The organism is Myroides odoratimimus (genome assembly GCF_001485415.1).
Taxonomy (GTDB): Bacteria; Bacteroidota; Bacteroidia; order Flavobacteriales; family Flavobacteriaceae; genus Flavobacterium; species Flavobacterium odoratimimum.
In genome coordinates this window covers 37,861-50,107 of record NZ_BCMQ01000012.1, presented here as the reverse complement: position 1 = coordinate 50,107, position 12,247 = coordinate 37,861, and the positions used below count along the sequence as shown (strand labels likewise).

At 34.3% G+C, this 12,247-nt stretch carries 10 protein-coding genes and 1 tRNA gene; all 11 read left to right on the top strand.

Going from position 1 to position 12,247, the window contains the following annotated elements:
• The first annotated feature begins 441 nt into the window (after nucleotides 1-441).
• Nucleotides 442-1,896 carry a Na+/H+ antiporter NhaC gene (nhaC, locus tag MODO_RS11795; protein ID WP_006258629.1) on the top strand — a complete coding sequence of 485 codons (1,455 nt, stop codon included), beginning with the start codon at nucleotides 442-444 and terminating at the stop codon, nucleotides 1,894-1,896.
• 575 nt (nucleotides 1,897-2,471) lie between these two features.
• Nucleotides 2,472-3,110 carry a peroxiredoxin gene (locus tag MODO_RS11790; protein WP_006258628.1) on the top strand — a complete coding sequence of 213 codons (639 nt, stop codon included), beginning with the start codon at nucleotides 2,472-2,474 and terminating at the stop codon, nucleotides 3,108-3,110.
• Nucleotides 3,111-3,147: 37 nt separating this feature from the next.
• Nucleotides 3,148-3,456, top strand: coding sequence for a thioredoxin family protein (locus tag MODO_RS11785; RefSeq protein ID WP_006258627.1), 309 nt, complete (start codon nucleotides 3,148-3,150; stop codon nucleotides 3,454-3,456).
• Between the two features lie 20 nt (nucleotides 3,457-3,476).
• The gene (locus MODO_RS11780; protein WP_006258626.1) at nucleotides 3,477-3,734 is read left to right on the top strand and encodes a DUF6952 family protein; all 258 of its coding nucleotides are present in this window, start codon (nucleotides 3,477-3,479) and stop codon (nucleotides 3,732-3,734) included.
• A gap of 221 nt (nucleotides 3,735-3,955) precedes the next feature.
• The gene (tpx, locus tag MODO_RS11775; protein ID WP_006258625.1) at nucleotides 3,956-4,456 is read left to right on the top strand and encodes a thiol peroxidase; all 501 of its coding nucleotides are present in this window, start codon (nucleotides 3,956-3,958) and stop codon (nucleotides 4,454-4,456) included.
• 110 nt (nucleotides 4,457-4,566) lie between these two features.
• Nucleotides 4,567-7,077: a DNA translocase FtsK gene (locus MODO_RS11770; protein WP_006258624.1), complete on the top strand. Its 2,511-nt coding sequence runs from the start codon at nucleotides 4,567-4,569 to the stop codon at nucleotides 7,075-7,077.
• A gap of 9 nt (nucleotides 7,078-7,086) precedes the next feature.
• Nucleotides 7,087-7,725, top strand: coding sequence for an outer membrane lipoprotein periplasmic chaperone LolA1 (gene lolA1, locus MODO_RS11765; RefSeq protein WP_006258623.1), 639 nt, complete (start codon nucleotides 7,087-7,089; stop codon nucleotides 7,723-7,725).
• Between the two features lie 8 nt (nucleotides 7,726-7,733).
• The gene (locus tag MODO_RS11760; protein WP_006258622.1) at nucleotides 7,734-9,194 is read left to right on the top strand and encodes an LptF/LptG family permease; all 1,461 of its coding nucleotides are present in this window, start codon (nucleotides 7,734-7,736) and stop codon (nucleotides 9,192-9,194) included.
• A gap of 25 nt (nucleotides 9,195-9,219) precedes the next feature.
• A complete protein-coding gene (ribB, locus tag MODO_RS11755; protein ID WP_006258621.1) occupies nucleotides 9,220-10,353 on the top strand; it encodes a 3,4-dihydroxy-2-butanone-4-phosphate synthase in 1,134 nt (377 codons plus the stop codon).
• Nucleotides 10,354-10,562: 209 nt separating this feature from the next.
• Nucleotides 10,563-10,647: transfer RNA gene (locus tag MODO_RS11750), tRNA-Ser, on the top strand.
• A gap of 273 nt (nucleotides 10,648-10,920) precedes the next feature.
• Entirely contained in the window at nucleotides 10,921-12,243 is a 1,323-nt protein-coding gene (locus MODO_RS11745; protein ID WP_059051036.1) for a site-specific integrase, read from the top strand.
• Nucleotides 12,244-12,247 lie beyond the last annotated feature (4 nt).

Sequence of the window (12,247 nt, the reverse complement as noted above, 5' to 3'; positions counted from 1 at the left end):
CAATCGTTAAAAAATAGAATAATGGACTGACTATAAGGTTTGTGTAAAATAATATTGTTGTAATTAAGGGGTGAGGTACCTATACTTTAGAGGTATAAAAAAAGCTACTTATTGTAGATAAGTAGCTTAATATGATGTCCTCTAAAAACATCAAAACAACAATATTTTATATCTAAATGTATCTCTTCTTTAGAGATAGTACATAAAGATTGCATATAAATTGCTTTATATGTATGTAGTAAATATAGAAAAAAGTTTTGTTTTTAACAATTTTTTTGAACCTTTAATTGGATTTATTGGTATTCTTTTTTATAATAAACTATGAATCAGTAAAGTAAAATATGATTTTTTAATAGTTATATTGTATTATGTCTTATTTTGCATAAGATATAACTGTAAAATCGTTACTTTCGCATCAAAATAAATTTAAGATTTAAGTAAATGAGTAGTAAACACGACAAAGTAGAGAAGCCAATCACGTTATTTCAATCGCTAATTCCTGTTGTTATTTTAGTAGGATTATTAGCTATTAATGTGTTTGTATTCCGGGATGACGCCTTGTCTGGTACGAATCAGTTTATCTTATTAATAGGTGGTTCTATTGCTACTGTTGTGGGTATCTTTAATCATGTAAGTTACGATAAGGTGATCACGCAGATTATTAATAATGTTAGAGATACCTCTAGTGCTATCTTTATTTTATTATTAGTAGGAGCCTTATCGGGTACTTGGCTTTTAAGCGGGATTATACCTAGTATGATTTATTACGGGTTACAGATTTTACATCCCGCTATTTATCTACCAGCCTGTCTGATCATTACTTCTATTATATCTATAGCTACAGGTAGTTCATGGACTACATCTGCTACAGTAGGGATAGCGTTAGTAGGGATAGGTAATGCGATAGGGATGCCTATAGGGATGATAGGAGGAGCTGTGATATCAGGAGCTTATTTTGGAGATAAGTTATCCCCATTATCTGATACGACTAACCTTGCTCCAGTGATGGCAGGTACAGACTTATTTACCCATATCAGATATATGCTGTACACTACAGTACCTACTTATATCGTTACGTTAGTGCTGTTCTCTGTGTTAGGGGTATTATATGGTCATGGAGGAGATGTAGATACATCAGTGACTTTACAGGCTATAGCAGATACATTTAATATCACACCTATTTTATTTATAGTACCAGTATTTGTAGTTTTTTTGATCGTTAAGAAAGTACAGCCTATAGCAGCATTATTGATAGGAACACTATTAGGAGGAGTATTTGCACTGATTTTCCAGCCAGACATCGTAGTCGCAGTATCAGGTGGAGATACATTTAATTTTTATAATGCGTATAAAGGTGTTATGCTAGCACTGACTACAGATATCAGAATCTTGTCGCCATTAGAGAGCCTGAACGGCTTGTTTGAAGCAGGAGGGATGGCAAGTATGTTGAATACGGTTTGGTTGATTTTATGTGCTATGTTTTTTGGTGGAGCGATGGAAGCTATTGGAGCATTACAGAAGATCTCGATGGCACTGTTGAATATTGCTAATAATGTATTCGGGTTATTTGCAAGTACAGTAGCTAGTTGTTTAGCGATTAATGTGATGACATCAGATCAGTATCTATCTATCGTGGTACCAGGTAAGATGTTTTCTGACGCTTATAAGGCAAAAGGATTAGCACCAGAGAATCTGAGCCGTACATTAGAAGACTCAGGGACTGTGACATCAGTATTGATCCCTTGGAATACTTGTGGAGCATATCATTCAGGAGTATTGGGGATACCTACGATGACCTATCTACCGTATGCATTTTTTAATTATTTGAGTCCATTTGTGACCTTGTTATATGCAGCATTTAATTATAAAATTAGAAAGATAGTGAATAAGGCATAAGACATACCTTATATATTATAGAGAAAAGGGGCGATAAACTTAGGTAGTACTAAGCTTATCGCCTTTTTTCATTGCTTATTTTTTGATTCATTTTTGGAGTGGTCGACTTGTGATGGGAAGGTTATCGCATAGTGGTCGCATACTTTTAGCCCTTTTTTATGCGACCACTATGCGATAAGTATCCGATAAGTATGCGATCACTTCTGTAAAAATGAATAAAAGATGAGAAAATTAAAGACTTGGATGATGAGGTGGAAATTATTTTGTTATAGAGAAGCTAGGGAAGAAAGTGATGCAGAATAAATATACAGATCTATAAAGGAGCTGATATACTATAGATTATAATAATATTTAGGTTTATTAATATTATTATAACATGCTAAGATTTCCTAGTTCTATATAAAATGACTATCTTTAGACATGTCTAAACTAATCAATAGACAATGCAATGTAAGTATAGATTTTATTTATGTTAGAATAAAAAACAATAATCAAGATTAATAGATTATCGTATTTACTAGCCTTACATTTGTAAAAGAAATCAAGAAGGATTATTAACTTTAAAATAAATTATTATGTCTTTAGTAGGTAAAAAATTTCCAAACATCACAGTAGACGCAATGTCTGAAATGGGAGATGATTTAAGAATCAACATTTTCGAAGAAGCAACAAAGAACAATAAAAAAGTATTATTATTCTGGTACCCAAAAGACTTTACATTCGTATGTCCTACAGAATTACACGCTTTCCAAGCAGCTTTACCAGAGTTTGAAAAAAGAAACACTATGGTGATTGGGGCTTCATGTGATACTAACGAAGTACACTTCGCTTGGTTAAACACAGCAAAAGACAATGGTGGAATCGAAGGAGTTACTTACCCAATTATCGCAGATACTCAAAGAAACTTATCATCAGTATTAGGAATCTTAGATGTAGAAAACGAAGTATATAATGAAGAATTAGATTCAGTTCAAATCGAAGGATCTAACGTTACATATAGAGCTACTTACTTAATCGATGAGACTGGAAAAATTTTCCACGAATCAGTAAACGATATGCCATTAGGAAGAAACGTAAATGAGTACATCAGATTAATCGATGCTTACGCTCACGTACAAACTCATGGTGAAGTATGTCCAGCTAACTGGGAAGAAGGAAAAGATGCAATGAATGCTGACAGAAAAGGTGTAGCTGAATACTTAAGCAAACACTAAGAAATAAACCAGGTTACTAACCCAAAATTTAAAAAAAATGCTTTTAGAACTAGATAAAGATAATTTACAAGAAATTGTAAATTCAAATGAAAAAGTGGTTGTTCAATATGCTGCATCTTGGTGTGGTAATTGTAGAATTATGAAGCCTAAATTCAAAAAATTGGCTACAGAGAAAGAAAACATGACATTTGTAATTGCAGATGCTGAGAACTTCCCTGAGTCAAGAAAATTGGCTGATGTAAGCAATTTACCAACTTTTGCTACATTCGTAAACGGTAAGTTAGTTAACCAAACTCAGACAAATAAAACTGAGGTGTTACACGAATTAGTAAACGAAATTGTATAATTTCATAAATCTGATATAGAATGAAATTACCAGTGATAAGACAGTTATCTCAATTCATTGCAGATAACGACCAAGATTATATTATAGAAACGCTAGAAGTGTTAGAAAACCTAACAGAAGTGCCTTCTCTTAAGGATGAGGAACTAGATGTGATCGGTGAACTTATTTCTAATATGTATGGGGCTCTAGAGGTTCAGAAACTTGTAAAAGAAGGAGCTACCCAAAAAGAAGCGTTGAATACCTTTATGCAAAGAGTTTTAGGATCGATAGATAAATAAAACTCTCTTTATAAAATTTTTAAGGACTGTACTCTGAGTACAGTCCTTTTTTTGTTTTTAGGGTTAAATAAGACTGTAGTCCAATTCTAGAAGACTGCATACGAGAGCTTCATTGATTATATATTTATTACATTTAGGTTTTGCTAATATATCTATCAGTATTTAGCATTATATTCTATCGAATTTTACTTATTTTTGTGTAACCTAAAAAATAAAACAATATGGCGACTGTAACATTAAAAGGTAATGCTATCCAAACTATCGGAACATTACCAGGATTAAATACAAAAGCTCCTGAATTCAATTTAGTAGGAGGAGATTTAGCTGATAAAACATTAGCAAACTATAAGGGAAAAAGAGTAATCTTAAACATCTTCCCTAGTGTGGATACACCTACATGTGCTACTTCTGTAAGACATTTTAACCAAGATGCTTCTAAACTAGAGAATACAGTAGTATTATGTGTTTCAAGAGATTTACCTTTTGCACAAGGGCGTTTCTGTGGAGCTGAGGGTATTGCGAATGTAGAGATGTTGTCTGATTTTAGAGACGGACAATTTGGAAAAGATTATGGGGTGCTGTTTACAGACGGACCTTTAAAAGGATTGTTGTCTAGATCTATTGTTATCTTAAACGAAGAAGGTACAGTAATCTATACAGAACAAGTGGCTGAAACAGCTGATGAACCAAATTATGAAAAAGCTATCGCTGCTTTAAAATAAGGGTTTTATATACATAGACTGCTAGTATATTGAATGATTTACTAGCAGTCTATTGTTATAAAAAGAATTAGGTTGAAAACAATATAGCCATATTGTCAATAAAAAAGGAAATGGAAAAAGAAAATACAACAAAAAAGAAAACTACAAAATCAACGAGTACGGCCAAACGATTTGATACAACGATACATATCAATAGCCGATTCTTAATCACTATACTGTTAATCATCAGTGGTATCGCACTAACGTTGAGTTTTATATCCTATTTAATCACAGGGATAGAAGATCAGAGTAATTTAGAATTATTAGGAGATAGACAGGCTGAGGTGGCTAACTGGTTAGGTAAACTAGGGGCATATCTAGCTCACCTATTTGTATATCAAGGCTTCGGAGTAGCGTCTTTCTTTTTTGCAAAGTTATTAGTTCATTCAGGTATTTATGCCTTTTTCACTATACCAGCTAGAAGAATCAAGAAAGTGATTTTCTGGGACTTGTTCTCAATGTTATTGCTATCTGTTTTCTTAGGTTTTTTCTGGAGCAGTAATCCTCTTTTAGGAGGGACAGTAGGATATGAGTTAAATCTGTACTTTGTAGATTATCTAGGTACAGCTGGTACGGTATTGTTATTGTTATTCTTTGCGATTGCTTTTGCGCTGTTTAGATTTAAATTATCACCTACTTCTATTCGTCAAGGATTAGAAGGGTTACCAGCGTTCTTTAAGAAGTTTAAAAAGAAACATATAGAGACTCCTGCTGACTTCGATAATAATGGACAAGCAAATCAGGTAAATGCAGAACCTGTAGCAGTAGCGAATAAGGAGGTAGAAGCACCGTCTGCTAAGCAGGAAACACCTGTTAAAGAAGAAGACTTTAGTATCTATGAGCAACCAGAGTCTCCTAAGTCTGCTATAGTAGAACCAAAGAATATTAAACCGACGATAGAACATAGCTCTGAGTTAGTATTAGATCATAAAAATCCAAAGCCAAACGTAGAGAAGGTAGAATCTGTGACTGCTAAGGAAGCAGGTGCTAATGACTTCGTTATTGAAGAAATAAAAGACGAAGGAAGTTTAGAAGAGAATCTAGCGGCTAGATTGGTTCAAGACTTTGGAGAGTTTGATCCTACATTAGAGTTGTCTAATTATCAGTTTCCTTCTATTGAATTATTGAAAGAATACAGTGGTTCTGGAATTACGATTAATCAAGAAGAATTAGAAGAGAATAAGAATAGAATCGTAGACACCCTGCGTAACTATAAGATCGATATTGCTCAGATTAAGGCTACTGTAGGACCTACTGTTACACTATATGAGATCGTGCCAGAGGCAGGTATTCGTATTTCGAAGATTAAGAACTTAGAAGATGATATTGCTCTTTCTTTATCTGCATTAGGTATCCGTATTATTGCACCCATACCAGGTAGAGGAACGATAGGTATCGAAGTACCTAATAACAGTCCTTCTATTGTGTCCATGAGAAGTGTGATAGCTTCTCCTAAATTCCAAAGTGCTGAAATGGAGTTACCAGTGGCACTTGGTAAGACGATTTCGAATGAGACCTTCGTAGTAGATTTAGCAAAAATGCCTCACCTTCTGATGGCAGGGGCTACAGGACAAGGTAAGTCTGTAGGACTGAACGCTCTATTGACATCGCTTCTGTATAAAAAGCACCCAGCCGAAGTGAAGTTCGTATTAGTTGACCCAAAGAAAGTAGAATTAACTTTATTTAATAAAATAGAACGACATTATTTAGCTAAATTGCCTAATTCGGAAGATGCTATTATAACAGATAATACGAAAGTTATTAATACGCTGAATTCTCTGTGTATAGAGATGGATAACCGTTATACGCTACTAAAAGATGCAATGGTTAGAAACATCAAGGAATACAACGAGAAATTCAAACAGCGCAAGTTAAATCCTGAGAATGGACACCGCTTCTTGCCTTATATCGTATTAGTAGTGGATGAGTTTGCAGATTTGATTATGACAGCAGGTAAGGAGGTAGAGACGCCTATCGCACGTTTAGCTCAGTTGGCTCGTGCTATTGGTATTCACTTAATTATCGCTACACAGAGACCATCTGTAAACGTTATTACTGGTATTATTAAAGCGAACTTCCCAGCACGTGTAGCTTTTAGAGTTACTTCTAAAATAGACTCTCGTACGATCTTAGATCAGCAGGGTGCAGATCAGTTAATCGGTAGAGGGGATATGTTGTACACACAAGGAAATGATTTGGTACGTGTACAGTGTGCTTTTGTAGATACTCCAGAGGTAGAAAAACTAACAGAGTACATAGGGGCACAAAAGGCTTATCCAGAGGCTTATATATTACCAGAATATGTAGGTGAGGAGGGAGCTAGTAATTTAGATGTGGATATTAGTGAGAGAGATCCTCTGTTTAAAGACGCTGCAGCTATCATCGTTACAGCACAGCAAGGGTCAGCTTCATTGTTACAAAGAAAGTTAAAACTAGGTTATAATCGTGCAGGTAGATTAATTGATCAGTTAGAGGCTGCCGGTATTGTAGGGCCTTTCGAAGGAAGTAAGGCACGTACAGTGAATATACCAGATTTGATGGCTTTAGATCAGTTTTTTGATAATGAAGAAAACAACAATTAAAGAAATAGAATGAGAAAGATTATTGCACTTATAGGAATAGTACTATTTGCTTTTTCAGCAAATGCACAGAGTAGTCAACGAGCTAAGAATTATTTGTTAGAAGTAACGAAGAAGATAAATGGGTATGAGAATATCTCAATCGACTTTTCTTTTAATCAAAAAGGGGCTAATAAAGACTTCGATGGCAAAGGACATCTGGATCTAAAGAAAGACCTTTATAACCTGACATTTATGGGAATAAAGAAGATATATGATGGCAAGAAGATATATACTATCTCGGATGAAGATGAAGAGGTGACAGTCTCTAAGTTTAATGAGAAAAATGCAGATGGAATATTGCCTTCTCAGATGCTGACTTTCTTTAATCAAGGATATACATTTCAGTGGGATATTCTACAGAATGTAGATGGGAAGAAAGTACAGTATATAAAACTAATACCTACGGATAAAAAATCTGTTATAAAAGAGGTATATCTAGGGATAGATACGGCAACGAAAGATATCTATAACAAGATTCAAGTAAATAAAGACGGTTCTAAATCAACACTGACGGTTAATTCTTTTAAAACAAATCAGTCAATGTCGAAAAATCATTTTACCTTTACACAGTCGTTGTACCCTAATTATTACATCAACAATATAGATTAAAGATTTAAGTGAAATTACTTGACCGTTATATTTTAAAAAGCTTTATATCGACGCTGCTAACAGTGTTCGCTATTTTATACTTTATTTTTATCCTACAAGGGGTGTGGTTATTCATCTCAGAATTAGCAGGAAAGGATCTTGATTTGATCGTGATTGTTCAGTTCTTACTGTTCTATTCACCTAAGATGGTACCCTTGGTATTGCCCTTGTCAGTGCTATTAGCATCTATTATGACCTTTGGTAGCTTTGCAGAGAACTATGAGTTCGCAGCGATGAAGGCATCAGGAATCTCTCTTCAGAGAGCGATGCGTCCATTGTCTATATTCATATTTATATTAGCAGGAGTATCATTTTGGTTTGCGAATGATGTTATTCCAAAGGCGGAATATCGTTTTTTAAATCTTCGAAAAGAAATTATTCAAACAAAACCAGCTATGGCAATAGCCGCTGGGCAGTTTAATGATTTAGGACAGGTCAACATTAAGGTAGATAATAAGACTGGAGATAAAGGTCAGTATTTAGATAATGTAACGATGCATGTCAAGTCTAGTTCTGGATATGAAAATAAGACGGTGATTAGATCAGTAAATGGAGAACTAGAAACAGAAGAAACGTCTAATATCTTAAAGCTTCACTTATTCGATGGTAACTACTATGATGATGTAGTAGCGAAGAACTATGAAGAACAGAAGAAAGAGCCGTTTATCAAAACTTCTTTTGAAAAATATACGATGAATATTGATTTGAGTAGTTTTCAAGATGAGGGGAAAGATGAGGATAAGATTACCAATACGTATGGTATGCTGAATATAAAGGAGCTAAACTATACGATAGACTCTCTTCAACGATCTATGAATGTAGAGAAAGCATCTAATACAGATAACCTAACTTTGAGATTAGGAAATCTGTTGTCTATGGAACGACAACCTTCTAGTAATGATACTATTGCAAAAATAGAAATAGCGGATGCTGACTTAATAAAGGATTTTTCTTATGATAATCAGAGTAGAATCTTACAGTCAGCGATAGATTATACGAATAACATTAGCTTTAATACAGAGAGTAATGACCTTTCTATATTAAATCAAGTAAAGAAGATAAATGATCACTGGTTAGCTCTATACGAGAAGTTTGTGATTGCCTTTTCGTGTTTCCTGATGTTCTATATTGGAGCACCATTGGGAGCTATTATTCGAAAAGGGGGGATTGGTTTGCCAATTGTATTTGCAGTAGGTATCTTTATTACTTATCACTTTATAAATACTTTTGGAAGAAAGATGGCTCAGGAGGATGGAATTATCCCATTCTTTGGAGGGTGGATAGGATCTTTAGTTCTTACTCCATTGGCTATATATTTAACGTATAAGGCTACAAGGGATAATGGAGATGTTAGCTTTAGTCTATCGTTAGATACATTTAAAGATTTATTTGTTGCTTTAAAATCAAAAAGACAACAAAAAAAGAAATAATACAAAACAACAAAATACAACTATAATGTCACATAATCACATTCAATTAAACACTATCGAGGAAGCTATTGAAGATATCAAAGCAGGAAAAGTAATCATAGTGGTAGATGATGAGGATCGTGAAAACGAAGGCGATTTTATCGCTGCTGCAGAAATGGTTACTCCAGAGATGATCAATTTTATGGCCACTCATGGACGTGGACTTATTTGTGCTCCCCTTACTAAAGAGAGATGTCAAGAATTAGACTTGCATCCGATGGTAACTAATAATACTGTACTTCACCAGACAGCATTTACAGTATCTATAGACTTAAAAGGACATGGATGTACGACAGGTATCTCTGTATATGACCGTGCTAAGACAATAGAATCATTGGTAAAAGAAGAGACTACAGGAGAAGATCTTGGTCGTCCAGGACATATCTTCCCATTGATTGCTAAAGAGGGTGGTGTACTGAGAAGAACAGGGCATACTGAGGCTGCAGTTGATATCTCAAGACTGGCAGGGTTTAAACCAGCAGGTATCTTAGTAGAGATTTTAAATGAAGATGGTTCTATGGCTAGACTACCACAGTTAATGGATGTAGCGAAGAAATGGGACTTAAAAATTATATCTATTGAAGCTCTTGTGGCTTATCGTATGAAGCACGATAGCTTAATCGAAAAGAAAGAAGACTTCGAATTAGAAACTAAATATGGCACTTTTAGATTAAGAGCGTATCAACAGAATACAAATGGACAAGTGCATATCGCTTTGACTAAAGGAGATTGGAATGCTGATGAGGCTGTTTTAACACGTATTAATTCAACGATCGGTAATAATGATATCTTAGATGCCTTAAGTGGTAAATTAAGCATTCGTATGGAGAATACGTTTGCTAAGATTAACGAAGGGGATAAAGGAGCGATCTTATTTATTAATCAAGAAGATCACAATGCAAGTCTTTTAAATAGATTAGCTGTACTTAAAAACTCTGGAGCGAAGTTAGATCTTGATACACCTAAGTTATCTGGAGATGAAAAAGACTTCGGTATCGGAGCGCAGATATTACATGACTTAAATATTTCTAAGATTAAGTTGTTGTCTAATTCTGCTCAAGGCAAAAGAGTAGGGATGACAGGATATGGTTTAGAAATCACTGAATATATCAATTACTAATAGTATAATTAGTTTTTAGAGTTAGAATAAGAAGGTCTTGATAAGTTTTTTACTTATTAAGACCTTTTTTTATTCTTTATAAATATTTCATGCCGAGAGAGTTAGTTTTATTACTAAAAAAAAAGTGTGTTTTTTAGTATATATTTTTTTGCAGAATTGAAGGAAGTGTCTATATTTGCACTCGCAATACGGAAGTAATGCAGACCACTGGAGAAATGGCAGAGTGGTCGAATGCGGCGGTCTTGAAAACCGTTGACTGTAACAGGTCCGGGGGTTCGAATCCCTCTTTCTCCGCGAAATTATAAATGATAACTTTTTAAAAGTCATCAAAACAGCTTAAAACCTATGATTCTCAATGAATTATAGGTTTTTTCTTTTTTAGCCCTATCGCATTTTTTTCAAAAATGCTCATAAGGAATCGCTTAATTCATGGCGCAGAGAGAATGTTCTGTCCTGCGCCACAAAAATTAGCTAAATCCTAGTGATAGTAAGGGGTTAAAGAGATTTACATCTTGATTTTTGAGTGTTTTAATTCGACATTTATTACTAATTTTAAACAGTTGAATTATGCTAGAAAAACGCTTATCAATTAGTTTTTTCCTTAAAAAAGGAAGAGATGGAGGTGATTTAAGGATGGTTTACCTTAGAATCATTGTAGATGGAATCGCTAGAGAGACTTCCATTAGCCAAAAATGGGATATCAATAGATGGAACCAGAGGGCAGGTCGGGCAAGTGGCACGAAAGAAGATGCTAGAACCCTTAATTTTCTATTGGATACAATCGTATCTAAGATTAATCATTACAAATTAGAACTTGTAAGTAGTGGGCAACCTATTACAGTATCTGTATTAATGGACTTTGTTCAAGGTAAAGGATCTGATAAGAGTAAAGTCTTAGTGGAGTTTCAAAAGCACAATGATGAAATTTTGGAACTAGTTCCTAGAGAGTATGCTCCTGGTACCTATGAGAGATATGTAACAGCAAGGTCTCATGTAGGAGAGTTTATTAAAAAGGTTTACAACAAAGATGATATTGAGTTCAGAGAACTTGATCATGAGTTTATCCTTGAATATGAACACTATTTAAAGACCGTTAGAGCGTGTTCTAACAATACGGCTATAAAGTATATCTCGAACTTTAAAAAGATTGTTTTAAGAGCCGTTGCAAAAGGAATTATTCCTTCTAATCCTTTTGCACAATACAAGCCTAAGAAGACTAAGCTTAATAAAAAGCCTTTGAGTAAACAGGAGCTTTCTATTTTAGAGAAAAAAGAGATTAATAATGAAAGACTATCTATTGTAAGAGATGTATTTGTATTTCAGTGTTACACAGGACTTGCGTACATTGATGTATTTAAACTTCAGAAAAGTGATATTACTAAAGACATAGAAGGTAATTTGTGGATAAGAACCAATAGACAAAAAACGGATGCTAATATTATTATCCCTTTACTTCCTAAAGCTATTGAGATAATGGATAAGTATAAAGATCATCCTGATTGTATTGGAAAAGATGTAGTTCTTCCTGTTCGTTCTAATCAAAAGATGAATGCCTATTTAAAGGAGATTTCTTCACTATGTGAAATTAGTGAGCTAAATACTCATAAAGCAAGAAGAACTTTTGGTAGTACTGTAACTCTTGGCAATGGGGTACCTATTCATGTGGTAAAAGAAATGTTGGGTCATCACTCTGTTAAACAAACAGAGGAATACGCTCTAACTGAAGAGGAAGCTATCAAGAGTGAAATGCAGATTTTAAAAGGCAAGTTAGAAGGGCAAGCTACTAAGAGAACTTCAGAATATAAGAGTTTAGTTGAAAAGCTTGAGTCACTAGATCTTAATCAAGAAAAACTAACTCAGTTAATAGATATTGTAACTAAGTTAGTTTAATAGT

Bases quoted from the DNA above. Each gene is read 5' to 3' on its own strand.
- MODO_RS11780 (WP_006258626.1), top strand. From the start codon at position 3,477: ATGAAATTACCAGTGATAAGACAGTTATCTCAATTCATTGCAGATAAC.
- MODO_RS11790 (WP_006258628.1), top strand. From the start codon at position 2,472: ATGTCTTTAGTAGGTAAAAAATTTCCAAACATCACAGTAGACGCAATG.
- MODO_RS11745 (WP_059051036.1), top strand. From the start codon at position 10,921: ATGCTAGAAAAACGCTTATCAATTAGTTTTTTCCTTAAAAAAGGAAGA.
- lolA1 (WP_006258623.1), top strand. From the start codon at position 7,087: ATGAGAAAGATTATTGCACTTATAGGAATAGTACTATTTGCTTTTTCA.
- ribB (WP_006258621.1), top strand. From the start codon at position 9,220: ATGTCACATAATCACATTCAATTAAACACTATCGAGGAAGCTATTGAA.
- tpx (WP_006258625.1), top strand. From the start codon at position 3,956: ATGGCGACTGTAACATTAAAAGGTAATGCTATCCAAACTATCGGAACA.
- MODO_RS11785 (WP_006258627.1), top strand. From the start codon at position 3,148: ATGCTTTTAGAACTAGATAAAGATAATTTACAAGAAATTGTAAATTCA.
- MODO_RS11770 (WP_006258624.1), top strand. From the start codon at position 4,567: ATGGAAAAAGAAAATACAACAAAAAAGAAAACTACAAAATCAACGAGT.
- nhaC (WP_006258629.1), top strand. From the start codon at position 442: ATGAGTAGTAAACACGACAAAGTAGAGAAGCCAATCACGTTATTTCAA.